This window comes from Streptomyces sp. 17_S59 (genome assembly GCF_056930295.1).
In genome coordinates this window covers 1,854,347-1,877,990 of the sequence record NZ_JBXOWD010000001.1, presented here as the reverse complement: position 1 = coordinate 1,877,990, position 23,644 = coordinate 1,854,347, and the positions used below count along the sequence as shown (strand labels likewise).

Annotated in this window: 25 protein-coding genes; 8 read left to right on the top strand and 17 right to left on the bottom strand. The window is 68.9% G+C overall.

Annotation, left to right across the window (positions count from 1 at the left end; translation table 11 throughout):
- Nucleotides 1-91: 91 nt before the first annotated feature.
- The 3 genes from AC1Z4A_RS08205 to AC1Z4A_RS08195 all read right to left on the bottom strand — a co-directional run bounded on the left by AC1Z4A_RS08205 (nucleotide 92) and on the right by AC1Z4A_RS08195 (nucleotide 4,287).
- Nucleotides 92-2,155, bottom strand: a complete 2,064-nt coding sequence (locus AC1Z4A_RS08205; RefSeq protein WP_483677200.1) for a glycoside hydrolase domain-containing protein — start codon at nucleotides 2,153-2,155, stop codon at nucleotides 92-94.
- A gap of 178 nt (nucleotides 2,156-2,333) precedes the next feature.
- Nucleotides 2,334-3,800, bottom strand: coding sequence for a C40 family peptidase (locus AC1Z4A_RS08200; protein WP_483677199.1), 1,467 nt, complete (start codon nucleotides 3,798-3,800; stop codon nucleotides 2,334-2,336).
- A 298-nt stretch (nucleotides 3,801-4,098) separates the two neighbouring features.
- Nucleotides 4,099-4,287 (bottom strand): hypothetical protein, encoded by a 189-nt coding sequence (locus AC1Z4A_RS08195; protein WP_483677198.1) that lies wholly within the window; start codon nucleotides 4,285-4,287, stop codon nucleotides 4,099-4,101.
- A gap of 256 nt (nucleotides 4,288-4,543) precedes the next feature.
- Here AC1Z4A_RS08195 and AC1Z4A_RS08190 point away from each other — a divergent pair, with 256 nt between their 5' ends.
- Both AC1Z4A_RS08190 and AC1Z4A_RS08185 read left to right on the top strand, forming a co-directional pair.
- On the top strand, nucleotides 4,544-4,792 hold the full coding sequence (locus AC1Z4A_RS08190; protein ID WP_483677197.1) for a hypothetical protein: 249 nt from the start codon (nucleotides 4,544-4,546) through the stop codon (nucleotides 4,790-4,792).
- Nucleotides 4,793-5,043: 251 nt separating this feature from the next.
- Nucleotides 5,044-6,048 (top strand): LuxR C-terminal-related transcriptional regulator, encoded by a 1,005-nt coding sequence (locus tag AC1Z4A_RS08185; RefSeq protein WP_483677196.1) that lies wholly within the window; start codon nucleotides 5,044-5,046, stop codon nucleotides 6,046-6,048.
- 6 nt (nucleotides 6,049-6,054) lie between these two features.
- Here AC1Z4A_RS08185 and AC1Z4A_RS08180 read toward each other — a convergent pair whose 3' ends face one another.
- Together AC1Z4A_RS08180 and AC1Z4A_RS08175 are read right to left on the bottom strand one after the other, a co-directional pair.
- Nucleotides 6,055-6,765: a nucleotidyltransferase domain-containing protein gene (locus tag AC1Z4A_RS08180; protein ID WP_483677195.1), complete on the bottom strand. Its 711-nt coding sequence runs from the start codon at nucleotides 6,763-6,765 to the stop codon at nucleotides 6,055-6,057.
- A 71-nt stretch (nucleotides 6,766-6,836) separates the two neighbouring features.
- Nucleotides 6,837-7,475 carry a CatB-related O-acetyltransferase gene (locus AC1Z4A_RS08175; RefSeq protein WP_483677194.1) on the bottom strand — a complete coding sequence of 213 codons (639 nt, stop codon included), beginning with the start codon at nucleotides 7,473-7,475 and terminating at the stop codon, nucleotides 6,837-6,839.
- Nucleotides 7,476-7,881: 406 nt separating this feature from the next.
- Between AC1Z4A_RS08175 and AC1Z4A_RS08170 the strand changes: the two genes are divergently transcribed.
- Entirely contained in the window at nucleotides 7,882-8,106 is a 225-nt protein-coding gene (locus tag AC1Z4A_RS08170) for a nuclear transport factor 2-like protein (RefSeq protein ID WP_483677193.1), read from the top strand.
- Nucleotides 8,107-8,115: 9 nt separating this feature from the next.
- Entirely contained in the window at nucleotides 8,116-9,087 is a 972-nt protein-coding gene (locus AC1Z4A_RS08165) for an SCO4651 family lipoprotein (RefSeq protein WP_483677192.1), read from the top strand.
- A 234-nt stretch (nucleotides 9,088-9,321) separates the two neighbouring features.
- On the opposite strand, the gene AC1Z4A_RS08160 is transcribed toward AC1Z4A_RS08165, so the two are convergent.
- The 5 genes from AC1Z4A_RS08160 to AC1Z4A_RS08140 form a co-directional block, all read right to left on the bottom strand.
- Nucleotides 9,322-9,777 carry an NUDIX hydrolase gene (locus AC1Z4A_RS08160; protein ID WP_483677191.1) on the bottom strand — a complete coding sequence of 152 codons (456 nt, stop codon included), beginning with the start codon at nucleotides 9,775-9,777 and terminating at the stop codon, nucleotides 9,322-9,324.
- A gap of 101 nt (nucleotides 9,778-9,878) precedes the next feature.
- Complete coding sequence (locus AC1Z4A_RS08155; RefSeq protein WP_483677190.1) at nucleotides 9,879-11,003, bottom strand: DNA glycosylase AlkZ-like family protein; 1,125 nt, start codon at nucleotides 11,001-11,003, stop codon at nucleotides 9,879-9,881.
- A gap of 74 nt (nucleotides 11,004-11,077) precedes the next feature.
- Nucleotides 11,078-12,415 carry a B12-binding domain-containing radical SAM protein gene (locus AC1Z4A_RS08150; RefSeq protein ID WP_483677189.1) on the bottom strand — a complete coding sequence of 446 codons (1,338 nt, stop codon included), beginning with the start codon at nucleotides 12,413-12,415 and terminating at the stop codon, nucleotides 11,078-11,080.
- A gap of 81 nt (nucleotides 12,416-12,496) precedes the next feature.
- On the bottom strand, nucleotides 12,497-12,958 hold the full coding sequence (locus AC1Z4A_RS08145; protein WP_483677188.1) for a hypothetical protein: 462 nt from the start codon (nucleotides 12,956-12,958) through the stop codon (nucleotides 12,497-12,499).
- A 728-nt stretch (nucleotides 12,959-13,686) separates the two neighbouring features.
- Nucleotides 13,687-14,166 (bottom strand): hypothetical protein, encoded by a 480-nt coding sequence (locus AC1Z4A_RS08140; protein WP_483677187.1) that lies wholly within the window; start codon nucleotides 14,164-14,166, stop codon nucleotides 13,687-13,689.
- Nucleotides 14,167-14,489: 323 nt separating this feature from the next.
- Here AC1Z4A_RS08140 and AC1Z4A_RS08135 point away from each other — a divergent pair, with 323 nt between their 5' ends.
- Entirely contained in the window at nucleotides 14,490-15,041 is a 552-nt protein-coding gene (locus AC1Z4A_RS08135; protein WP_483677186.1) for a flavoprotein, read from the top strand.
- Between the two features lie 32 nt (nucleotides 15,042-15,073).
- Here the strand turns inward: AC1Z4A_RS08135 and AC1Z4A_RS08130 are convergent, their stop codons facing one another.
- The 6 genes from AC1Z4A_RS08130 to AC1Z4A_RS08105 all read right to left on the bottom strand — a co-directional run bounded on the left by AC1Z4A_RS08130 (nucleotide 15,074) and on the right by AC1Z4A_RS08105 (nucleotide 18,635).
- On the bottom strand, nucleotides 15,074-15,418 hold the full coding sequence (locus AC1Z4A_RS08130; protein WP_483677185.1) for a hypothetical protein: 345 nt from the start codon (nucleotides 15,416-15,418) through the stop codon (nucleotides 15,074-15,076).
- Between the two features lie 91 nt (nucleotides 15,419-15,509).
- Entirely contained in the window at nucleotides 15,510-16,343 is an 834-nt protein-coding gene (locus AC1Z4A_RS08125; protein WP_483677184.1) for a transposase family protein, read from the bottom strand.
- Between the two features lie 73 nt (nucleotides 16,344-16,416).
- Nucleotides 16,417-16,869, bottom strand: coding sequence for a hypothetical protein (locus AC1Z4A_RS08120; RefSeq protein ID WP_483677183.1), 453 nt, complete (start codon nucleotides 16,867-16,869; stop codon nucleotides 16,417-16,419).
- 107 nt (nucleotides 16,870-16,976) lie between these two features.
- A complete protein-coding gene (locus AC1Z4A_RS08115; protein WP_483677182.1) occupies nucleotides 16,977-17,231 on the bottom strand; it encodes a hypothetical protein in 255 nt (84 codons plus the stop codon).
- A 430-nt stretch (nucleotides 17,232-17,661) separates the two neighbouring features.
- Entirely contained in the window at nucleotides 17,662-18,033 is a 372-nt protein-coding gene (locus AC1Z4A_RS08110) for a hypothetical protein (protein WP_483677181.1), read from the bottom strand.
- Between the two features lie 107 nt (nucleotides 18,034-18,140).
- Nucleotides 18,141-18,635 carry a hypothetical protein gene (locus tag AC1Z4A_RS08105; protein ID WP_483677180.1) on the bottom strand — a complete coding sequence of 165 codons (495 nt, stop codon included), beginning with the start codon at nucleotides 18,633-18,635 and terminating at the stop codon, nucleotides 18,141-18,143.
- 123 nt (nucleotides 18,636-18,758) lie between these two features.
- Between AC1Z4A_RS08105 and AC1Z4A_RS08100 the strand changes: the two genes are divergently transcribed.
- From AC1Z4A_RS08100 to AC1Z4A_RS08090, 3 genes are all read left to right on the top strand, one after another.
- The gene (locus tag AC1Z4A_RS08100) at nucleotides 18,759-20,249 is read left to right on the top strand and encodes an alkaline phosphatase D family protein (protein WP_483677179.1); all 1,491 of its coding nucleotides are present in this window, start codon (nucleotides 18,759-18,761) and stop codon (nucleotides 20,247-20,249) included.
- Nucleotides 20,250-20,373: 124 nt separating this feature from the next.
- Nucleotides 20,374-21,687 carry a multidrug effflux MFS transporter gene (locus AC1Z4A_RS08095; RefSeq protein ID WP_483677178.1) on the top strand — a complete coding sequence of 438 codons (1,314 nt, stop codon included), beginning with the start codon at nucleotides 20,374-20,376 and terminating at the stop codon, nucleotides 21,685-21,687.
- 27 nt (nucleotides 21,688-21,714) lie between these two features.
- Nucleotides 21,715-22,737 (top strand): small ribosomal subunit Rsm22 family protein, encoded by a 1,023-nt coding sequence (locus tag AC1Z4A_RS08090; protein ID WP_483677177.1) that lies wholly within the window; start codon nucleotides 21,715-21,717, stop codon nucleotides 22,735-22,737.
- Between the two features lie 76 nt (nucleotides 22,738-22,813).
- Here AC1Z4A_RS08090 and ddaH read toward each other — a convergent pair whose 3' ends face one another.
- Nucleotides 22,814-23,638, bottom strand: coding sequence for a dimethylargininase (gene ddaH, locus AC1Z4A_RS08085; protein ID WP_483677176.1), 825 nt, complete (start codon nucleotides 23,636-23,638; stop codon nucleotides 22,814-22,816).
- Between the last annotated feature and the right edge of the window lie 6 nt (nucleotides 23,639-23,644).

Below are 23,644 nucleotides of genomic sequence, written 5' to 3'. Positions count from 1 at the left end.
GTTCGGTGAGAAGTGAAGGAGAGAGAAGAAGAAGGGGAGAAGGGCCGGCCGGGGGCGCCTCGGTCGTCAGGCGCCGCGCCTTCGGGGGCTGTTACCAGCCGCCGGTGCCGATCTCGATGCGGTCGCCGAGCTTCTTGCCGTTGCCGGGGTAGAGGTAGAGCTTTCCGGTCTCGCCCGGGTCGGAGGCGACGGCGGCGAGGTCGGCGATGCCGTCACCCGTGAAGTCGGCGGCCGCGTAGTCGGAGATGCCGTTCCAGCCGCCGGTGCCGATCTGGACGCGGTCGCCCAGGGTGTCCATGCCGGACTTGCCCGTGCCGGGGTAGAGGAACAGCTCGCCGGTCTCGGTCTTCGCCGCCACCAGGTCGACCTTGCCGTCCTTGTTGAAGTCGCCCGCGACCAGCTTGTTCATGCCGTTCCAGCCGCCGGTCCCGATGAGGACGCGGTCGCCGAGGGTGTCGAGGCCCTTCTTGCCGGTGCCGGGGTAGAGGAACAGCTCGCCGGTCTCGCTCTTGACCGCGCCGAGGTCGGTCTTGCCGTCGCCGTTGAAGTCGCCCGCGAACAGGCCCTTCATGCCGTTCCAGCCGCCCGTGCCGATGAGGATCCGGTCGTCCAGGGCGTTCAGGCCGTTCTTGCCGGTGCCCGGGTAGAGGAAGAGTTCACCGGTCTCCGTCTTGGAGGCGATGATGTCGTCCTTGCCGTCGCCGTTGAAGTCGCCGACGGTGAGGTTCTTCATGCCGTTCCAGCCGCCGGATCCGATGAGGATGCGGTCGCCGAGCGTGTCGAGGCCGGACTTGCCGGTGCCCGGGTAGAGGTACAGCTCGCCGGTGTCGACCTTGACCGCGACGAGGTCCTTCTTGCCGTCGCCGTTGAAGTCGCCGGCCGTCAGCTCCGTCATGCCCGGGTCCGTGACGGACGGGGCCACGTCGACGTAGTTGCGGTCGATGCCGAGCGTGGTGCCGCCGTGCGACTCGCTGACGTCGCCCGAGTACTGGTGGACGCGCTGACGGTTGGCCCAGTAACCGGACGGTATGTAGCTGTCGTCGGTGTCGGCCTTGCCGTTCCAGTTGGCCGACCACACCACGTCCGGGCGGTGGTAGGAGTCGTTGTTGTAGACCGACGCGAGGTCCTTCATCCCGCTGGACGCCGAGCCGTACACGCCGGAGCGGAAGCCGAGCTGGCGCACGCGCTCGGACCAGCCGGACAGGTAGTTGAGGACGTTGGAGCGGTAGTCCGGGTCGTAGTTCTCCATGTCGACGTAGAGCACCGTGCCCGGCGCGAAGCCCAGGTCCTTCGCCAGCTCGACGGCCTTCTCGGCGGCGGCGCGGCCCTGGCCCGCGGCGTTGCCCGACGAGATGCCCGCGGCCTGCGTGCCCGCGTAGATGGGCATCATGTGCCAGCCGGCCTTGGCCTGGGTCTGCACCCAGGAGGCGTTCAGGTTGGGCTGGGCGCACACCCGCGTCGGGCCGCCGATGTAGATGCCGACGCCGCGGTACGGGGAGTCGGCCCAGTCCGACATCGTGGAGTTGGACGGGGCGGCACAGGCATCGAACGCCTTGCCGGTGAAGCCCGTGCTGGGCGTGACCGTGGCGGCGCCCGCGGCGGCGAGGGGTGCGCGGCGGAACTTGGGGGCGGCGGCGGGCTTCGCCGCGCCACCCGTCTTCGCGGTGGAGAGGATCTTCTGGACGGTCGCGGTGGAGCCCTCGTAGCTGGCGGTCGCCAGCAGGCCCGCGCCCTCGAACGCCACCCGTACCTCGCGCCCGTCGTCGGTGGGCAGCGAGCCGGGCACCTGCTTGCCCGCGGGGACGGTCACCGTCGGCACGTCCGTACGGGCGGCGGCCCCCGCCACCGGCTCGACGACCAGCGCGTCGGTCTTCTGGCCGACCAGGTGGGTGGGGCAGTTCTGGTTCGCGCCGGGGTGGCCGAGGTAGAGGGTCTTCTGGTCGAGGCGGACACAGGTGTCCGGGTGGTCCTCGAGGTTCACCACGTTCCAGCCCGCGGGGACGTTCAGGGACATGCCCTGGTACGAGACCGGGGTGCCGGACTGGCCGGCGGCCGGGCCGGCCGCGAAGGCCGCGGTGGCGGACTGGACCGGGGCGGCGACGACGGCGGCGGCAGCCACGAGGGCGGCCAGGCCGCGCATGTGCTTGGGGCTCATGGAATCTCCAGGGAGAGCGCCGGCAGGCGGGCGCGGGCCGGCCTGGGCTGAGGGCATCGGGGCAAGGGGTGAGGAAGGGGCGGGGTGGGCCCGTGCACGGTGGGGGCGGGCCCACCCCTGTCGAGGGGGCGCCTGGTCGTCAGGCGCCGTGCCTTCGGCTGCTGTTGCCGGCCGCCTGTTACCAGCCGCCGGTGCCGATCTCGATGCGGTCGCCGAGCTTCTTGCCGTTGCCGGGGTAGAGGTAGAGCTTTCCGGTCTCGCCCGGGTCGGAGGCGACGGCGGCGAGGTCGGCGATGCCGTCGCCGTTGAAGTCGGCTGCGGCGTAGTCGGAGATGCCGTTCCAGCCGCCGGTGCCGATCTGGGTGCGCTCGCCCAGGGTGTCCATGCCGGACTTGCCGGTGCCCGGGTAGAGGAACAGCTCGCCGGTCTCGGTCTTGGTGGCGACGATGTCGGGCTTGCCGTCCTTGTTGAAGTCGCCGGCCACGACCTTGTTCATGCCGTTCCAGCCGCCGGTCCCGATGAGGACGCGGTCGCCCAGGGCGTCGGGGCCGTTCTTGCCGGTGCCCGGGTACAGGAACAGCTCGCCCGTCTCGTTCTTGGACGCGATCAGGTCGGTCTTGCCGTCGCCGTTGAAGTCGCCCGCGCTGAGGTTGTTCATGCCGTTCCAGCCGCCGGTCCCGATGAGGATCCGGTCGCCGAGGGCGGCGAGGCCGTTCTTGCCGGTGCCGGGGTAGAGGAACAGCTCGCCGGTCTCCGTCTTGGAGGCGATGATGTCGTCCTTGCCGTCGCCGTTGAAGTCGCCGACGGTGAGGTTCTTCATGCCGTTCCAGCCGCCCGACCCGATCAGGATGCGGTCGCCGAGCATGTCCAGGCCGGACTTGCCGGTGTTCGGGTAGAGGAACAGCTCGCCCGTCTCCACCTTCACGGCCACGACGTCCTTCTTGCCGTCGCCGTTGAAGTCACCGGCCGTCAGCTGCGTCATGCCCGGGTCGTTCGGGCCGTCGTCCACGACGGACTTGTTGCGGACGGGGAAGAAGGTGCCGTAGCCCGAGTAGTAGGGGTACGGGATCTCGCGGTAGTGCACACCGCTGGGCGTGAACTCGTAGCCCATGTAGGCCGAGTGGTCGGAGTTGGACCACTTCTCGAAGAGGACGACGTGGCCGTTGGCACCGCTGCCGTCCTTGAGGAGGGCGTCGCCCGCCTTCAGCTCGCTCTTGCTGATCTTCTCGGTCACACCGCGGTCGGCGAAGGTGTCGGTGGTGAGGGAGTCGTCCAGGTTCCAGGCCATGGAGACGTAGCCGGAGCAGTCGGTGCGGTAACCCCCGTGCGAGCCGTCCCAGCTGTACTGGAGGCCGATGCCCACCCAGGTCTTGGCCCGCTTGATGGTCTCGGAGCGGGATATCTTCGGGGCCATCTTGCTGAAGCCCGGGGAGGCGAGGAGGCCCTTCGCTCTGGGGTGCGCCGGGGTGATCTTGCCCTGGCCGTTGCTGCCGTATTCGCCGTTCGTCTGCTGCGCGGCGCTCGCCGGGGCCTTGGGCGCCGGGGCCGCGAAGGAGGCGGTGGCGGAGGCGACCGTGCCGCCCGTGATGGCGGCCACCAGGGCGATGCCGATGGCGGTCTTGCGCAGGGAGGGGCTCTTGGACATGGAATTCTCCGGTTAGGAAGTGTTTTGCGGCATGCGAATCGGTCGGACCGACCGAGATGCCGTGCTTGGTCTTCGGGAAAGCGGCTCAGCGGATGGCTGCGACTACTGCGCCGTGCGGCGCGTCATAGGGCGCCGCTGCTCCGGGGCAGCATCAAGAGGCAGTGCCAGTGCTCGACGCGAGCCGGATTGCGATGAATACGCGGGGAAAGTCAGGGGCCCGAATTACGGGGCGGTGGATGGTGGCGGCTGAGGAGGCGGAAGGGCCGGTCTGTCGACTGGGGACCGGCCCCGCCGCTGCTTACTGCCAGCCCATGGACTGCCAGCCCATGGAGGGGTTGGCCACCGTCGACGTCTGACCCTGCGCCGGCGCCTTGGCCTGGACGGCGGCCGCCGGAGCGGTGGGCCCGGCGACGGCCTGGACGGCAACGGCGGACCCGAGTGCGAGCGCGGCGACCGCGGCGGCCTTGGCGATTCGGGTGCAGAACATCTCTGGTGGTCCTTTCCTGCGGAAGCTCAGTGGTGACGAGCCCGGTGGCGACGGTGGCATCCCGCGGTGATGCCGGTCCGTTCGTACGGGTCCTTCGGTTCTTTCGGTCTTGCTCTCAGCCGGTGTGCCGTGCTGATGAGCAATAGCTTCGTCGCAGGTCAGGCGGGTGGGAAGAGGTTTCCGGTGGCCCGAAGGGGCCCTGGCCGGATCGGTCCAGGGGACCGGTGGCGTGGCCGGATCGGTCCACGGGGGCGGGGTGGCCGGCAGTTCAGTCCAGGAGCCCGGAGGGCTGGAGCGGCCCGTACAGATCCAGCAGCGGAACCTCTGCCCCGGCCAGCTCCCACTGCGCCAGCTCGGGGCGCTGCCGGAGGGTGCGGCGGCAGGCGTCGGCGGCATGGCGTTCCGCAAGCTCCAGCCGATCGGCAAGAAGCCACACCCCCAGGACGGGGTGTGGCTCGGCCCGGGAGTGGACCACGACGTGTTCGACGCGTTCCCGGGGAAGTGAATGGGCGCGGACCAATTCGCCGGTTCCAGGTGGAAGAGTCGCTTTGTTCGGCCCGCGCAGGGCGACGTGCACGAGGTACATGGCGCCAAATGTTCCAAGCGCGGCGCGTCATGTCAGGCATTGAAACGGAGCGGTTCCGGTCTTGGCCCAAAGCGGCCAGCGGCAATGCCCGGATAGGGCTATAAATAGCCGTACATACATGCAATGATCTTCGGTGTTTTGGAGACACATCTCTTTTTTCGGGGGTTGAGGTGCTGGACACTCTGGGGCTCGATGCCGGATCCGAGCAGGTCTACCGCGGCCTGCTGGCCATGCCGGGGGCGGGCGTGGCGGCACTGGCCGAGTACCTGGGAATGGCCGAGGCCGACGTGCGCCAAGGGCTGGACGTACTGAGCGAGTTGTCGCTCGTACGCCCCTCGGCGGAGCTGGGCGGGCTGCCTCGCGCGGTCTCGCCCGACATCGGCCTCGATCTCCTGATGTCCCGTCAGCAGGCCCAACTCGCCGCGCAGCAGAAGCGACTGGAGGAGTCGCGGGTGGCCGCGGCCCAGCTCATCGCGGAGTTCGCCGACCACCGCTCGGCCTCGGCGGGCTTCGGCGGGGAGCAGCTGGTCGGCCTGGACGCGATCAGGGACCGGCTGACCCGCCTCACGCGCGACGTCCGCGCGGAGGTGATGTCCTTCAGCCCCGACGGCGCCCAGACCGAGGACAACCTGGAGGCCTCACGCCCCCTGGACCGCGAACTGCTGGGCCGCGGCATCCGCATGCGCACGATCTACCTCGACAGCGTCCGCAACAGCCCCCACTCGGTGGAGTACGCGCAGTGGCTGACGGACCTGGGCGGCCGGGTGCGGACGGTGCCCTCGCTCCCGACCCGAATGATCATCGTCGACCGCACGACCGCGGTCATCCCCGTGAACAGCGAGGACTCGGCGGCCCGCGCGCTGGTCCTGACCGGCCAGGGCATGCTCACCGCGCTGTGCGCCCTCTTCGACACGGTCTGGGCCGGCGCCCAGCCGCTGGGCGAGGCCCCGTCGCGCGACCCCCTGGGCCTGACGGCACAGGAGGCGGCGACGGTCAGGCTCCTGGCGGAGGGCAGGACGGACGAGGCCATCGCCAAGCGCCTGGGCGTCTCCCAGCGCACGGCGCGCCGGATAGCGACGGGCCTGATGGAACGCCTGGGGGCGCGCAGCCGCTTCGAGGCGGGGGTGCTGGCGGTGCAGGCGGGGTGGCTGCCGGGGCGGCGGGAAGGGGAGTAGGGCCGCTCAAGGGCGCATGGGGCGCATAGGGCGCACGGAGCGACGGCGGACCGAGATCAGCCAGCTCTCCACGCGGGTGGTGTCGGGGTGTTCCGGAAGCGGGCTCGTGGCCGGTGCCCGGTCCAGACGCGCGGACAGCTCGTCACGCCAGGCGCAGACCTCGTCCCAGGACAGCTCGCCGCGGCGTACGGCCAGCAGGCGTTCGCGGTAGGGGCCGGCGTCGATGTGCAGGGTGCCGGTCTCCAGCAGCACGGCACCGCTGATCATCAGCCGGAGCATGTGCATGATGTGCTTCCACCGCGGCTCGCCCTCGTGCTCCCGGCGGCTCTCCGCCTTGGCGAACTGGGAACCGGCGTACCGCGCGAACGTGGTGTGCGCCCTGCGGGAGAGGAACGCCGGGGCGAGGTCCTGCAGTTCGGCGCCGAGCGCGGAGCGCTGTTCGACGAGCGGGCTGTGCAGGACCTCGAGGATGTTGGGGTTGCCGGAGAGCGCAAGCTCGCAGAACCGCTCCACCTCCCAGCTGAACTGCTCGGGCAGCGGGCCTTCCACGTGGGTGGGCGGCTTGGCCAGGCGCCAGAAGTCGGCGGTGGGGGCGACGTATACGCCGCGGCGGTCGACGTCCGAGGCGGCCGTGGAAAGCCCGAACGCGCGCGATCCGACGACCACCGACAGGATCGTGTGCCGCTCCACCAAGTACGTGTGCTCCGCCTCTGACATGCGGCCCATCTTTCACAGAACCGCCGCCACCGGCCAAATGCTTTCCGGATGCCTTCCGGATGCCTTCCGGCTTACGGGGCCTCCGGAGCCACGGCCTCCAGCTCCTCGACACTCCCCGACATGACCGTCCGGATGTGCCGACTGAGGTGCTCCAGAGGCCAGTCCCACCAGGCGAGGGCGAGCAGACGATCGATGTCCTCGCTGCTGTACCGGTGGCGGATGAGCCGGGCCGGATTGCCCCCGACGATGCCGTAGTCGGGAACGTCGTCGACCACGACGGCACCGGAGGCGATGATGGCCCCGTGCCCGATGCGGACGCCGGGCATCACGGTGGCCCCGTGGCCGAACCAGACGTCGTTCCCGACGACGGTGTCACCGCGGCCGGGCAGCCCGGTGATGAGGTCGAAGTGCTCGGCCCAGGAACCACCCATGATCGGGAACGGGAACGTCGAGGGCCCGTCCATACGGTGGTTGGCGCCGTTCATGATGAACCGCACCCCCGTACCCAGCGCACAGAACTTCCCGATGACCAGCCGCTCGGGCCCGTAGTGGTAGAGGACGTTGCGCGTCTCGAAGGCGGTCGGGTCGTCGGGGTCGTCGTAGTAGGAGAACTCCCCGACCTCGATGAGGGGCGACGTCACGAGCGGCTTGAGCAGCACCACGCGGGACTGGCCGGGCATGGGGTGCAGGACGGTGGGGTCGGCGGGCATGGGGGCCTTTCGCTGGTGCGGAAGTGGAGATTGTCGGGCAAGAACCCCGATGGGGGCCAACGGATTGCGCCCCCCCACGTAGAGTGCCGCGAAGGAGGTCTCCAAAACGGTTGCCACAAGCGGAGCTTGGCCGCTCTCGCGCGTTCGTTCGCACGACTCAGTTGAACGGAGTCCTGCCGCCATGCCGGAAACAGCTGCGGCCTCCCCTTCAGGATCCCCTGCCTCCTGGTGATGCGGATCCGCGACGGTCGGCTGGTGCATGTGCGCGACTACATGGACGGGCTCGGCGTGGCACACGCCATGGGGCGGCTGAGTGCGGTTGTCGCCGGGCTCGGCGACCCTTCCTGAGCGCCGGACTTCGACCACGAGCCCTGCGCACCGTAGACGCGCTCGGCACTGCCAGGTAGTGAAAGCGCCAGGCTGCCGGGGACTGCGTACCGAGCTGCTGCACGTACTCGTCGGTGCACAGGGCGCAGCCCTCTCGCTCCACAACACGGCGACCGCTCATGACGGCCGCAAGCTCGATGAGTACCTCGCGACCGTGCTGAGCTTCCGCGACGGCCGGATCACGGCCATCGACAGCTACCTGTCGGACGTCGACGGCATGAGCGCGTTTTTCACCGCGCCCTGATACTTGCCGATGCCGTCGACAGGTCTGGGAGGGCGCTCAGCAACGGGATTCAAGGCTCTGCCGGTCGTTCCGAAAGCCTCCGCGAACGGTACGATTGCTGTTCGATATTGGGGGAATTTCGGCGATACCCCGCCACGGCGCCCTGGAGAGAAAATGCGGCGATTAGTCGCCCTTGTCGGTTCCGTTGTCCTGCTGTGCTCGGCATGTTCCACGGACCGGACGAAGAAGCCGCAGCAGCCCGCAGCGGCGTCCGCATCTGCCTCCGTGGCCAGTGCGCCTGCCGATCATGGTGCGGTGATACGGGCCGCGGTGGCTGCAATGACGAACACGACGGCTCGGATCGACGAAGAGGTCGAGATGAGCTATGACAGTGAGACGCTCACGGTGTCCGTCAGAGGCAGCTTTGACATGACCGGCGGCAAAGGCCTTCTGACGGCCAGCCTTCAGGGCGCTGGAAGACCAGTGCGCCTCGACGAGGTCTTCGCCGAGGGCACCGTATATTTCAGGATGCCGGAAGAGAGAAACGGCGACACTGCCTGGCGATCGACTCCCCGGGACCAGGCCGAGGCCCACTACCTGTTTCGCGCACCAGTGAACGACCCCGAACACGTCCTCCGTCAGGTGGCACGGTTGCGCCACGTTACGAAGGTTGGCGAGGAGAACGTGAACGGCGCGTCGGCGGTGCACTACCGCGGCAGGGTGGACCACGAGACGCTCACGCTCCGGATGGCGGAGGAGAGACGCGCCAAGGTTGATGCCGCACGCCAGAAAATAGGCGGAGATATCCCCGCCTTCGCGGACGTCTGGCTCAACCGAGATGGGCGCATAGTCCGCATCCGCCTCAACTGCCCCATGGGGTCGGCCGGGGTCAAGGCAACGATAAACCTGGCGGACATCGGTAAGCCCATGGAGACTCCGGTCGTCCCGGAAGCCGCCGAGGCATTGCCTCCAACGGCGGTCGGTGGCCCGCTCACAGGCTGAGTGAAGGAAGGCATGCTGAGTACGGTTGCGGTCATGACCAAGGCGAAGGGGCGCTGGCCCAAGCTGGAACCGGACAGCGGCGTCGAGGATGCGACGCTGCTCATTCTAGAGTGGCTTGGTGAGCAGGGCGTGGGGGCCATGATCCGGGTCGATGCTGAACGTTTGCGGGAAGGCCGACCAGCGTGGACTTTCGCCGCCGGCGGTGGACCGCTGCCTATTGGCATGAGAGGTGCGTCAGGCAAGCGCCTGTTCCCAGCCGAATCGCGAACGCACGCGTCCGGTCGCGATGTGCGCGAGGGCGGCCGCGTGGTACGGCACGGTGTTCTCCGGGATCTCGTCGAACGTGAACCAGCCGATCCCGCCACACTTCGAGGGCTCGGCGTTGTACGGCTCGCCCTCCCAGGAACGGGCGAGATAGAAGACGCCGAGTCGGGGCTCCTCGCCCGGTGCACGATGGTCGATGAAGTGTGCGAACTCCAGCCGATCGGGGAGAACGCGGACGCCGATCTCCTCCAGTCCCTCACGGACCGTCCCGTTGTCCGTGGGTTCGAGGGCTTCCAGGTGCCCGCTGGGGACCTGCCAAAGCCCCGAGGCGTAGCCGCCCCGGCGGAGACTGAGGAGGACCTGGTCGTCCCGGACGAGGAGAAGGTGAACGTCGCAGATGCGGCGGTGCCGTTCGGTAGTGGTCACAGCGGTGCGCGTTTCTCGTGGGTCTGGTCTGGTGAATGACAGCGATTATGGCCGCTCGTATGCGCCCGTGGTCCCGTTTTCACCCATCGAGTGAAAGGGACTCACGACGGCTCGGTGCGCAAGAAAGCCTCAGCTGCTGCGAGCTGCTGCCGGATCATGGGGATGATCCCACGCGTAGGACGGGCGAAGAGTTCGAACCGTACGGTCCGGGTCCTCTTGTCCCATGCCCAAGTGCCGATGATCCGGCCGGCCATGGTGATCGTTGCGTGCACTTCGCCAATTGCGTTGAAGGCGCGTGTCGCGTCGGCGGGGTCGAGGTAGCGGGTGCGGGTGCTGAAGTAGCCCTTGAACGTCGGGTCCTCGAACGCGAGCAGACGGACATCGTCGGCGGGTAGCGGCGGCGTGGCACGGAGATGCTCAAGGTCCTCGTCGAGCACCAGGAGCGGATCGGCGAGTCCTTCGACACGTACGGGTGCGATCTCTGACTGAAGTGCCGCGAGAGCGGGGGCCACCTCGGCGCGGGTGAGGCCCGACCACCACAGCAGGTCGGTCTCGGCGGCGGGTCCGTAGGCGTGCAGGTACCGGCGGACGAGTGCCACGGTGGCGGAGCGTGGATCAGTGTCGTTAAGGGTCAGGCCGGGGTGGGCGTGCTCGAGGAGCGCGAACTCTCGCTGCTCGCGGTGCAGCGAGGAGGCGGTGTTGCGGCAGGTGAGGTGTCCGGACTCCCACGCCCACTTGATCCCGAGCCTGATGGTCTCGATGGGAGTACCGGACTGTTCCTTGGCCAGGTGCGCTTGCAAGCTGCGGTAGTCGAGGGGGCCGACAGCGAGCGCTTCGCGGGCGAGGCCGCCCCAGCGTTCCAGTTCGAGCGGGCTTATGTTGTGCCGACGCGCGGTGGCCTTGGTGGCTCCAAGCCGGAGGCGCAGCGTGGCGGTGTGGGCATCGGCGGCCTGGCCCAATGGCCACAGGTGCAGGGTGCGACGCATACAGCGCACCTTCACCAACGAACCGTCCCGGGTCAGGGCCTGTCTGAGGTGCAGGGCCGCGAAGGACGGAATGCGCGTGTGGGCGGTGACGTAAGGGGTCAAGAGCCGGGCCGCGTGCAGCCCGGCCTGAGCATCTGCAAGTGCGGCCAGAGCGTTCGGGCCGGGCGCGTGGCCCCAGCCATGGCGGGTGGCCACCGCTGCCCGTTCGACATCTGCGGGCAGCGTCACAATGGGGGCCACTGGGATGCTCCTCTGAGGGCGGGGGCTATTGAGGCCCGGGAGTCATAAGGAACATCCGAGCGTAGTGGTTGCGATCAGTCCGTTGTGGCCGATGTCGGAGGTTGGTGCCGGTCCGGCCACAGCTCGCCGACCATGGTCGCCAGCTCCTCGTACCCGGCCTGGACTTCGGTGAATTGGTCCTGGGTGCCCCACCAGTGCTTGTCGTTGTGATGGATGTGGTATTGGCCCCAGTCGCCGGTCCAGCCCGGTTGGCTGCTGGTCCCGTGGAGGTCGAACTCCTCCGGATGGTCGTACACGTACGTGCCCGGCAGGGGGACGAAGCGGAAGAGAGAGACGCGCTCTACGGCGGGGGAGACCTCCTCCAGGAGGTCCATCGTTTCCCGGGTGGTCTGCCGGTCTTCTCCTGGATAGCCATGGATGAGGAAGAGCTTGATGTTGATTCCTGCGTTGCGGGTCCATCGGACGGTGCGGCGGATGTGGTCACCGGTGATGTTCTTCCGCATGGCCTTGAGGATCTTCGGGCTGCCGGACTCCATGCCGTACTTGATCTCCAGGCAGCCGGAACGCGCCATGTCCTCGAGAAGCGGTTCGTCCACGGTGTCCACGCGAGACAACGCCGACCAGCGGAGGCCGAGGTCGGTGATGCTTGCGCAGATGTCGCGAACCTTGTTTTTGTTGACGATGAAGTTGTCGTCCACGATCGCGAAGCCCTCGATCCCGTATCGCTCAATCATGCCGATCAGCTCACGACGGGTGTTCGGTCCGGACCGGTACTGGATACGGGTCTGGGCTGCTGCGCAGAAGCGGCAGGGGAACGGGCATCCTCGGCTGAACATGACGTGCGCCATGCGCAGGTCGGTGTTCGAGAGCCGGTCGGACATCACCAGGTCTTCGGTCGGCAGCAGGTGCCGGGCGGGTAACGGCAGGCTGTCGATGCTCTTGAGCAGCGTGCGCGGCGGGGTGCGTACAACGGTGCCGGAGCGTTGATAGCAGATTCCGTTGATCTCGTCGAAGCGCCGGTTGCGGCCTGCGGCGAGGAGCTGGAGGAAGGTCTCCTCGCCTTCACCGATGCCCACCGCGTCCGGCTCGATGTCGAGGAGGGTCTGCTCAGGGTAGAAGTTTGGATGGACGCCACCCGCGATCACTAGAGGGTGGCCGTGGTACGAACTGTCACGGCGGCAGTCGCGGATGACCCCGTAGGTGGCCGAGGACGGAATCGTGAAGGCAACTGCTTCGAAGCCGGAGAAATCGCGTACGTGGTCACCGCTGCTGACCTTGATCACTCGGACTTCGTGGCCGGCCGCCTCGGCGACGGCAGCCAGATAGAGCACCCCGAAAGGTGGGAACTCCTTGCGGTTTTCCTTGAACCGTGCCAGATCCAGTACCTCGGGATATACGAGAGCAACACGCATGTGGTTCCTCCGTTCTTCGCGCGAGGGGGGGCTGCGGCGCGAGAGAGCCGGCTGGGGGCTCTGCTCGCGCTCAGCTAGTGGTCATGGGGTCACCATTGCTCGCTGGGTGAGCTGATGGCGGGCGGAGTGAACGGCGGCGCACAGGCTGCCGGGTGAGGTGAGGGCGGGGCATTGGTTGCTTGCCTGCGTTTGTTCTGGGAGGACCCAGACGCGGCTGCCGACGTGCTTGGCAGGCGGCGGTGCGACGAATGACCAACCGGTGGGGCAGACGATGACGCCGGGCATGCCGGTGAGGCGGTAGCCGGTGCCGAGGGGGAGCAGCCACCACATGAGGCGTTCGGTGCCGCTCATGAGGTAGGGGCCGATGCGGTGGTTCTGAGTCTTGAGGTGCGTGATGGCAGCGGTGGCCAGGGTGAAGTCGAGCTGGACCACGTCCCACTGGTCGCCGGCCCGGAGAGGGGCGGGCCTGCCCGTCTGCCAGAGGCTGGTCGCAAACAGGGGATCGGTGGAAGCCAGAGACAACCAGTGGGGTAGCTCAGTCACGAGGGCCTCCGACGGATGCGGCTGTGGCTGGAAACGTCATGCCGCAAGCACATCGTTGACCGGAGCCGTGGGCCAGGCCGGATCTGCGGCCGCTTCGCAGGACATTTGGCAGGACGTTTCCCAGTCCTCCCTGTAGTTGTCACGCTACGTTGAGGTACACGACAGACCTGCGGAGGCCATCCATGCCCAACGGGCCAGGAAACCCGCTCTTCGTGCAAGCACGTATTGCGCAGGGGATCCACACACAAGAGGAACTCGTCGAAGCGTTCGAGCAGATGGCAAGAGGGCTGGGCCTCAACCTGACGATCTCGGTCCGGCAGGTGCGGCGCTGGGAGTCCAGACAGCCTGGCTGGCCCCACCCGACTACGCGGACAGTCCTTTGCGCTCTGCTTCAACGGTCCGTTGAAGAACTAGGGTTCCGTCGGACGAGTCGGCGGCCCGGCAATGTGGTGGCGAGCAGTACAGCGCAGGATGGTCCTGTGAAGAGACGCGATTTCATGGCGTGCTCGCTTGCCGCGGTCGGAACAATGGCCGTCCCCGCATCTGTGGAGAACCTCCTTTCCCCGCCTGCCGTCGATCCCATGGAGCAGCTTCGGGAGGTCCTTACAGGTGGCGTGACCTGCACGACCGAGCCGAGCACCCCCAGAGCACTCGAGCGATCCGCGGCCGCTGCCAAGCGACAGGTTCAGGGGTGCCGGTACACGCGGTTGGCAACCACCCTTCCTGGTCTACTGGTTGAACTCGGGACGCAGCGCTCCTCTGCTGACGAACAGCATCGGGTCGATCACATTGCTGCTCACGCGTATCACACGGCTGCAACGCTTCTCCTGAAGCACAACGACGCGGCGTCGGCTTGGATTGCCGCTGATCGTGCCGTAGCAGCAGCTCGTCGGACGGAGGATCCCAAGGCTGTTGCTTCCGCATCCCGCATCCTGACCCATGCGGTGGCTGCCGTCGGGCATGTGGCCCAAGGGGTCGGTGTGGCCGTCCGAGGGGCGGATCAGATTGCTGGTTCCGTTTCCCGGTCGAGTCCTGACATGGTCGCCGTGTTCGGTGCTTTGCTGCTTCGGGGAGCTTGGGCGGCATCTGTCGCGAACGACCGGCATACAGCCGAAGTACTTCTGGACGAGGCCGAGCGCGCGGCCAAACTTTTGGGAGAGTCGAACCGGCAATGGACAGCCTTCGGGCCGAACAATGTCCTTCTGCACAGGGTCTCCATCGCGCTCACCCTCGGAGACGCAGGGCGGGCACTTTCCGAAGCCCGGAAGGTAAGCGTCGACAGGCTGACCGTGGCGGAACGGCGAGCGGTTTTCTGGACTGATGTTGCCCGCGCTCTCCAGGCGTGCGGGAGGACGGAGAAGGCTACCGCGGCCCTTTTGGCAGCTGAAAGAGAGGCTCCTCAGGAGGTACGGTCTCGTACGGTGGTCCGAGAGCTGATCGGAGAGTTGCTGATGCGTGACAGGCATGGGCGAGTGCCTCAGCTGCGTTCTTTGGCGTCTCGGGCACGGGTTGTTGCATGAGCCGCCCGGTCTTGTACCTGATCGTCTGCGCCGCAGGCCCGGCAGGGGATGCTGTGCGACTGGTGACGGACGCGATGGACCGGGGCTGGGACGTCTGCGTCATCGCGACCCGAGCCGCCGTCGAGGGCAATTTCATCGATCAGTCGGCCCTGGAGGCCGCATCCGGACGCCCCGTGCGCAGCGACTGGCGGCGCTCAGGCGAGGAGAAGCGCAACCCGCCCGCGGACGCGGTCATCGTGGCGCCGATGACGATGAACACGGTCAACAAATGGGCGGCCGGTATCGCCGACACGTATGCCCTCGGGCTCGTCGCCGAGGCTGTGGGCATTGGCTTGCCTGTGGTGGCGTTGCCCTCCTGGTCGACGGCTCTGGATACACATCCGGCTACGCGGCGCTCGATCGAGACTCTGCGTAGCAGCGGGGTGCGGGTGCTGTACGGCTCTGGGGAATGGACACCGCACGCCCCGGGAACGGGCGGCAGCCGGGTGGCGTCGTACCCGTGGGATTTGGCGCTGGACGCGGTACAGCAAGCGGCCAACTGCTGCCGCCGTCCCTCCTTGTGAAGCGAGCCGGAACCCTTAGGCGATCGTGTACGTCACGCGGCGTCCTCGCCGAGCATCGCTTCGACCTGGGCCGTGGTGAACGTGGGGCCCGGGTGGGACTTGACGTGCAGCGCGAGGGCGATGTCGGCGCAGTCGACGGCGACTTCGCGAGAGGGCTCCTCCGCGGAGTCGGCGATGGCCTGCACCCACCAGTGGTCGAGGAACGCGTCGAACGTGGCGCCGTCGCCGAGGCGGGCCAGCTCTTCCCGGTAGGTGCCGCGGCGCTGCTCTGCCAGCGCGGCCTCGATGTCTGCGACGGTTTGGCCCGGGATCGGCCCGCTGTAGCCGGACTGCTCACGGGCTTCGGCGAGGATGCTGTCCCACTGAGCCTCCGCCAACCTGAAAATCCCAGGTCAGCAGGGCTGGTGTGACCATGCTCCGGGGTGCTCGTGCTGGTCGTGGGCGACAGTCTGCGCCGTAGATCGTCCGTCAGCGGTTGACTTCAAGGTTCGTCAGGACGAGCAGAGCGCGCAGGAGCTGGGTGGCGCGGGCGGGATCGGTGCGGAGCTTGGTCAGCACGCGCCAGTTCTTGAGGTGGGCGAAGCCGTGCTCGACCGGCGCCCGTCCGACGGCCAGGACGCGGTTGGCTTCCTTCTCGCCGGGGGTGAGCTTGTGGGTGCGGCTGGCGTGGAATCCGGTGACGATCACAGGGTCGAGTACGTCGTTGTCCAGGCCGCGGAAGCCGAGGTCCGCGAGGGCGCCGAGGCCGGCGGCACGCAGATGGGCCAGGATGTGGTCGTGGCGGGCTGCGGTGTTGTCGTGGGTACGGCCGGGCCGGGTGGCGGAGATCCAGACCAGGCGGCCCCTCTCGTCGGTGAGGGCGAGGAAGTGCAGGCCGTGATGGCGGTGCTTGCCGGAGTAGTTTCTGCGGTCGGCCTTCCCGGTGCGGCGCTGAGTGTGGACAAGGGTGCCGTCAATCAGGATCAGTTCTCCACCTTGCCGAGCGATTTTCTTCAACGCGCGGTCCAGGCGCGGGGCCTGCACGGCGAGCAGGGCGATCACCTCGTCGCGCCAGCGCCGGACGGTGGACTCGGACACGTTGTTGCCGCCGGCCATGTCGGCCAGGCGCTGGTCGTGGCGCAGCACGGCCAGGACGATCACCGCGATCCGTCCGGGCGGCAGGATCCGCCACCTCGACCGGATCGTCTTCAGATGGTGCCGCAGCAGACCGGCGAGGTAGTTGACGGTGCGCGTGGACAGCGGCAGGCGGCACTGGTAGACAAACGGGCAGGTGTCCTCGGTGTGTTCTTCGGATTTCGTCACACATTTCCAACGGCCACCGGGGACACCCCGGTTACGCCCGTTCAGCACCGACCACGGACAACAGCGTCCGTGGTCACAGCCGGGTGGTGAACCGGCCGTCGGGCTGTTTCCGCAGCCAGCCGCGGTCGACCAGTCTGACCAGCTTCCCGCGCAGCGGCTCCAGCTTGCTCCTCACGCTGACGTCCACCCCCAGCACCTCGCCGACCTGCCGGGCCATGACGGGACCGGCGGCCTGCCGCACGACGGCCAGGATCCGCTGGTAGTCCGGCGGGAGCGCCGTCTCCTCCACATCAGGCGCGCGGTGCGGGATCATCATCACCGCCCGGCCACCCACCTGCCCGGGCGTCGGCGCGAACGCGGCCCGCTCCTCGGCGAGCTGCTCGCTCATCCGCTCCAGGACCTTCTCAGCAACGGCAAGTTCGTCGCGCTCGGCCTTCACCTCCGCCAGTTGCTTGGCCAGCTGTTCTTCGAGTTCGTCCAGTTCCGCCCGCCGCGCGGTGATCCGTTCCAGCAACTCAGGATCCATACAACGGATCGTAGAAGGCCGCCCGGCCACTGCGAGTAGAAACCGGCTGCCCAGCGACGGGTGAACCTTCACCGATTGCCAGGGGAGGCTGGGCGCGGCTTACTTTCCTACCAGCCCATGTCCTTGGCGACCTCCGCTTGCGCAGCCGCGATCTCCTCGCGGGTAGATGCTGTGACATCTACATCAGCTGCCCACTCGAACCGGGACAGCAGGTCGGCCAGTGCCTGCTTCTGAGCTGGATGCGTGATCGGTACCGAGTTCAGGTCGGTACTCATCAGCCAGTCGAACAGGACGACGGCGTCTGCGTGCCACAGGCGTACGTTAACGGTTGGCACGGATTCCAATGTGTCATTGGTATTCATGGAGCAATCGTGCCAGGTCAGGGGCCTGGGCAGATCAGTCAGCCTCCGCTGGCGTGAACTCGCGTCCGGCGAGGTGGCACATGCTCAGAGTCCGATGCCACCGGACACCGGTGAGTCGACTGCCCCGTCAGACGATCTACTCCTCAGACAGCCGCCCACGACCAGCGTGAGCACCCCGAACGGGCGTCACGCCAGCCCTTTGACCTGCGAATTCAAGTTGGCGGAGGCTCACTGCTGATCACTCACGGATGGCACTCCTTGCGGTGTCGGCATGCCATCCACCGTAGCGGTCGGGCAGCGGATGTCGGCCTGTTTCCCGGTGCGGCACTCCACCAGCGGGAATCCGAATCCGACTGAGGCGGGAAGCCCCGCCTGAGCGGAGCCCCCTCCGGCGCGGCTCCCTGCCCCCCTCAGCAGCCCGCCGCCGCCCTCACCGCACCACCACCGAGAACTCCGGCGAGATCGCCCCGCCCCCCGCCACCCGCAGCGCGTTCTTGCCCTTGATGCCCAGCTTCACGCGCATCGAGTACGTCGACGCCTTGTTCACCGAGACGCTCGCCGGGAGCGAGACCCACTGCTTGCCCTGCTTCTGCTGGAGCGTGACCACCGTGCCCACCTTGATCCCCGTCGCCTTGCCGCCGACGCGGAATTCCTGCCAGGCGTTGACCGAGGACGCGCTCGGCTGGGCGGTCAGGGCGGGGCGCGGGGCCGCCGCCGTGGCGGTGGCGGCGAGGGCTGTGGTGCCGGTGAGGACGGCGGCGCTCAGGGTGCCGGCTATGGCCAGGTGGCGTGCGTGGTTCATGGGGGGCCTCCCTGTGGTCCTGTGCTCGTGCTCGTACTGGTGCTTCATTGGGGAACACGGGGCGGGGAGCGGTCGGGTTGCCTGCTGTTCGGCCAGATTTGCGGTTTCTACGGTGTCTTGAAAGTGAAGTGCGAGTGGTCCGTGGTCAGTTCCGTGCCGTCCGGGCCGTACGCCCTCACCTCCAGTTGCCAGGGGACCGGTGGCGTCTCCACCGCGATCACGGGCTTCCAGTCGGTCGTCTCCCAGCCCAGGACCGGGGATGTCAGGGTGCCGTCCTCGCTCATGGCCAGCTTTGTCTCGTCGTTGTACGTGTGCCAGGAGAGCGAGGCCGCCTTGCCTTTCAGGCCGGTGAAGGTCACTTTTACCTTCACCCTCGTGACGTCCGGGGTTGCGGGCTCCGCCTTCAGGGGGGAGAGGGCGGTGATCCTCGCCGAGCCGTCGAGGGTGGCTGGGCGTTGCCCCGGGGCGTCCTCGGCTCCGGCCCAGGGGCCGGCCTTCGCCGCGATCGGGACCAGCGCCGCCAGCAGTAGCGCCAGCCCGCCCGCCGTCCCGTAGAGCCAGGCACGGAAGCGTCGTGGTGGAGGGTCTTCGTCCGGATTCACGTAGCGGGACGGTACACCTCGAATCGGCCATCCCGGTGGTGTACGGCCGTCGTTCCCCCTTGCCACGCAAGGTTCAGTACCACACACCTTCACAGTCACGCCCGTCACGCGCAGTCTGAGGGCATGACCCCCCAACAAACCTTCGACGTCAATCCGTTCACCCTCGGCGTCGCCTCCGGTGATCCCCTCCCCGACTCCGTCGTCCTCTGGACCAGACTCGCCCCCAAGCCCTACGAGCCGGGCAACGGCTTACCCGCCGACGGCGCCCTCGACGTCCAGTGGGAACTGGCATCCGACGACTCGTTCCGTCGGCTCGTGCAGAGCGGTACCGCCACCGCACCCGCCGCCGACAACCACACCGTCCACCTCGACGTGCAGGGGCTCGAACCCGCCACCACCTACTGGTACCGCTTCCGCACCGGCCGGTGGATCAGCCCCGTCGGCCGCACCCGCACCGCACCCGCCGCCGATGCCGCCGTTGCCGGCGCGAGCTTCGGGCTCCTCTCCTGCCAGCAGTACGACGAGGGCTACTACACCGCACTCGCCCACCTCGCCCAGGAAGACCTCGACGCCGTCTTCTTCGTCGGCGACTACATCTACGAGAACGCGATCAACGCCCAGGCGGGAGCGCGGAACTACACCGATACGCCCCTCCCCGACTTCTTCAGTCACTGGACCTGGAACCTCACCGACTACCGGCTCCGCTACGCCCTCGGGAAGTCCGACCCCGACCTCCAGGCCGCCCACGCCGCCCACCCCTGGTACGTCACCTGGGACGACCACGAGGTCGAGAACAACTACGCGGCCGACATCTCGCAGCACAACGACCCCGTCGACGTCTTCCGGGCCCGCCGCGCCGCCGCCTACCGCGCCTACTGGGAGAACATGCCGCTCCGCGAGGCACAGCGGCCCTCGGGCCCCGACGCGCTGCTCCACCGGCGCTTCCTGTACGGGCGGCTGGCCCAGTTCGACATCCTGGACACCCGCCAGTACCGCTCCGACCAGGCGTACGGCGACGGCTGGCAGTACCCGGGGCCCGAGTCCGAGGACCCCGCCCGCACCCTCACCGGCGAGGCGCAGGAGCGCTGGCTGCTCGACGGGTTCCGCAGCTCCACCGCCCTGTGGAACGTCGTCGTCCAGCAGGTCGTCTTCTGCCGCTGCAAGAACACCACGGCGGACCGCTCCCCCCTCAACATGGACGCCTGGGACGGCTACCCCGCCTCCCGCGACCGCATCCTCGCCGGGGCCGGGCAGGCCGGGCTCCAGAACCTCGTCGTCCTCTCCGGTGACAACCACAACCACTACGCCATGGACATCAAGGAGGACTTCGACGACCCCGGCTCCCGCACCCTCGGCGTCGAGGTGGTCGGGACCTCCGTCTCCAGCGGGTTCGACGGCGCCGAGCGGCCCGAGGACTGGACGCTCCAGCTCGCCGCCAATCCCCACATGAAGTACTACGACGAGCGGCGGGGGTATGTGGTCGTCTCGCTCGACGGCAGCAGGCTCCAGGCCGACTTCCGCTCGATGCCCTATGCCGTCCGGCCCGGCGCCCCCATCGAGACCGCCGCGCGGTTCGTGTCGGAGGCCGGGGCTCCGGGGTTCAGTGCGGCGTAGGACACAGTTCGGATCTTCCGGGGTCGGATTCGATCGTTTGTGTGTCTCCATGAGGTATTTTTGAAAGTTGCAGTAAATCCCCGTGTGTCCTTGTGCCCCACGCGTGACCCCCATGGAGTGCCGAATGACGGATTCCGGCCCCGGTACGGCCGCCGCCTCCGACCGAATAGCCGACGGGTCGGCCGCAGCGGCGGCCCCCGCCTCCGCCGCCCGCCGTACGAGCCTGATCGTCACCCTCGTCCTCGGCGGGCTCACCGCCCTCCCGCCGCTCTCCATGGACCTGTACCTCCCGGCCCTGCCGCAGGTCACCGACTCGCTGCGCAGCCCGGCCGCGACTGTCCAGCTCACCCTGACCGCGTGCCTGATGGGCATGGCCCTGGGGCAGCTCGTCGTCGGCCCCATGAGCGACAAGTGGGGGCGCCGCCGTCCGCTGCTCGCCGGCATGCTGGTCTACATCGTCGCCACGGCCGTCTGCGCCTTCGCGCCCACCGTGGAGCTGCTGATTGCCTTCCGGCTGGTCCAGGGGCTTGCGGGTGCGGCCGGGATCGTCATCGCCCGCGCCGTCGTCCGCGACCTCTACGACGGCGTGGCCATGGCCCGCTTCTTCTCCACCCTGATGCTGATCTCCGGCGTCTCGCCCGTCGTCGCGCCGCTCATCGGCGGGCAGGTCCTGCGGCTGACCGACTGGCGCGGTGTCTTCGTCGCCCTCACCGCCGTCGGCATCGGCCTCACCCTGCTGGTGTGGCGCAGCCTGGGCGAGACCCTGCCGCCCGCGCGCCGGCACTCCGGCGGGCTCGGGCAGGCCCTGCGCACGATGAGCGGGCTGCTCGCCGACCGGGCCTTCACCGGCTACATGCTCTCGGGCGGCTTCGCCTTCGCCGCGTTCTTCGCCTACATCTCCGCCTCGCCCTTCGTCGTCCAGGACATCTACGGGGCCTCCCCGCAGACCTTCAGCCTGCTCTTCGGCCTGAACTCCGTCGGCATGGTCGCCGTGGGGCAGATCAACGGCAAGCTGCTGGTCGGGCGGGTCAGCCTGGAGAAGACCCTGGGCGTTGGCCTTGCAGTCGTGGTGGCCGCGACGGCCGCGCTCCTCCTCATGACGTCCGGAGTCTTCGGCCGGCCGGGCCTGGCGCCGGTCGCGGCCGGGCTCTTCGTGCTGACGTCGGCCATGGGCCTGGTCATGCCCAACACCAATGCGCAGGCGATGGTGCGGTCGCGGGACGCCGCCGGGACGGCGTCGGCGCTGCTGGGCACGTCCACGTTCCTGCTGGGGGCGGTCACCGCGCCGCTCGTGGGGATCGCCGGTGAGCACAGCGCGGTGCCGATGGCGGCGGTGCAGCTGGGGTGCACGCTCGCGGCCGTAGTCTGCTTCCTCGGCCTGTGCCGGCCGTGGCGTACGCGGCAGGGTGCGGGCGAGGGCGTGAGCGACGGCGCATAGCCGCCGAGTGCGCCTAGAATTCGCCAAATGCACGCCCCCGCAAACCCGCCGACCGGCGAGAACCTCCGCACCGCCCTCGCCGGTCTCCTCGACGGGCTGCCGCCCCGCCAGGCCGCCCAGGCCGTCGAGCGGCTGATCGCCAACTACCGGGGGCGCACCCCGACCCACACGCCCGTGCTGCGCGACCGCTCCGACGTCGTCGCCTACGCCGCCTACCGCATGCCCGCGACCTTCGAGGCCGTGCGCTCCGCGCTGGAGGCGTTCCGCGACCGCCTCCCGGAGTGGGCGCCCGCCTCGCACGTGGACGTCGGCGGCGGCACCGGGGCGGCCACCTGGGCCGTCGCGGCGGCCTGGCCGGGCGGCGAGCGGGAGACCACGGTCCTGGACTGGGCCGAGCCCGCCCTCGCCCTGGGCGCCGAGCTGGCCCGTGCGGCCGCGTCCCCGGCGCTGCGCGCCGCGAAGTGGGAGCGGCGGACCATCGGGGACAGGCTCACGATCCCCGACGCGGAGCTGGTCACCGTCTCCTACGTGCTCGGCGAGCTGACCGAGGACGGCCGCCGGGCGGTGACGGACGAGGCCGCCCGCGCCGCCCGCGCCGTCGTGATGATCGAGCCCGGCACCCCGGACGGCTACCTGCGCATCATCGAGGCCCGCGACCGCCTCGTCGCCGCCGGCTTCCGCGTCGTCGCCCCCTGCCCGCACAGCGCGGCCTGCCCGATAGAGCCGGGCAGCGACTGGTGCCACTTCTCGGCCCGGGTGAGCCGCTCCTCCCTGCACCGGCAGGTCAAGGGGGGCTCGCTGGCGTACGAGGACGAGAAGTTCTCGTACGTAGCCGCCGTGCGCGCGGACGAGGCCCCTACCGACGAGGCCGGCGCGGCGCCCGCCCGGATCGTCCGCAAGCCGCAGATCCGCAAGGGGCAGGTCCTGCTCGAGCTGTGCACGCCCGCGGACGGGCTCGCCCGGGAGACGGTGACGAAGCGCCACGGCCCCCTCTACCGCGCAGCCCGCGACGCGGACTGGGGCGACGAGTGGCCGCCTGCCGAGGACTGACGGCGGCGGTCAGTATGGATGTGCGGGCCCAGTTCCGGGCCCGCACATGACAAGCCGAACTCCCTGAGCAGGGCGGCTACTCGCGCAGCTCCAGCGTGCAGCACTTCACGCTGCCGCCGCCCTTGATCAACTCGCCCAGGTCCATCCCCAGCGGCTCGTACCCTCTCGCCCGCAGCGGCTCGAAGAGCCCCACCGCCGCCTGCGGCAGCAGGACGTGTCTGCCGTCGCTCACCGCGTTGAGCCCCAGCGCCGCCGCGTCCTCCTCGCTCGCGATCAGCGCGTCGGGGAACAGCCGCTCCAGCACGGCCCGGCTCCCCGCCGAGAAGGCGCCGGGGTAGTACATGACGTCGTCGCCGTCGAGCACGCACAGCGCCGTGTCCAGGTGGTAGTAGCGCGGGTCCACCAGGTCGAGCCCGATGACCGGGCGGCCGAAGAACTCCTGTGCCTCGGGGTGTGCGAGCGGGCTGCTGCGGAAGCCGCGCCCGGCCAGCAGCCAGGAGGCGGTGACGGCGAAGTCGCCCTCGCCCTCGTTGGCGTGCTCGGGCTCGCGGACGTGCGTGAAGCCGTGCTCGCGGAACCAGGCCAGGTGCGCGGCGGCCTCGGCCCAGCGCTCGGGGTGGGTGAAGCGGGCGCCGAGCACCCGCCCGTCCACGACCGTGGCCCCGTTGGCGGCGAAGACCATGTCGGGCAGGCCGGGCCGCGGTGTCAGCTCCTCGACGGTGTGGCCGAGGGTGCGGTAGCGGTCGCGGAGGTCCTCCCACTGTGCGAGGGCGAGCGGCAGGTCGACCGGCTTGCCCGGGTCCATCCAGGGGTTGATCGAATATGTGACCCGGAAGTACGTCGGCGGGCACATCAGATAGCGGCGGCGGGTGGATGCACGCGGGGCGTCACCGGTTCTCAAGTCGCG